The organism is Vibrio sp. 10N.261.52.A1 (assembly GCF_002876325.1).
Classification (GTDB): domain Bacteria; phylum Pseudomonadota; class Gammaproteobacteria; order Enterobacterales; family Vibrionaceae; genus Vibrio; species Vibrio chagasii.
In genome coordinates, this window is sequence record NZ_MCYD01001139.1 from 1 (window position 1) to 371 (window position 371).

1 pseudogene is annotated in these 371 nt (G+C 47.7%); it reads right to left on the minus strand.

The annotated features are described in order from the left end of the window. Window positions 1-371 (minus strand): annotated as a pseudogene (locus BCT81_RS24430) (bifunctional NADH-specific enoyl-ACP reductase/trans-2-enoyl-CoA reductase); the annotation flags it as partial.

The window sequence follows — 371 nt, forward strand, 5'->3', positions numbered from 1 at the left end:
GTTCTAGGTCATCCAGACGTAGACGATTTACATCATCAACTTCTGGAGCGCTGCCGTCTTCTTTGTATAGACGCTGGCTGAACATACGGAAGATCTGTTCCATACAACCTTCGTGAATACCTTCTTCACGCATCTTCTTGAACACCATAGCGATGTAAAGAGGCATAACAGGGATTGCAGAGCTTGCTTGAGTCACAACAGACTTAAGAACAGCAACGTTAGCAGTACCGCCAGTTTGGCCTAGTTTCTCGTTTAGCGCTGCCGCTGCACGATCTAGGTCCATCTTAGCTTTACCTAGCGCGCCATCCCAGTAGATTGGCCACGTTAGTTCAGTACCGATGTAGCTGTAAGCAACTGTCTTACAACCGTCA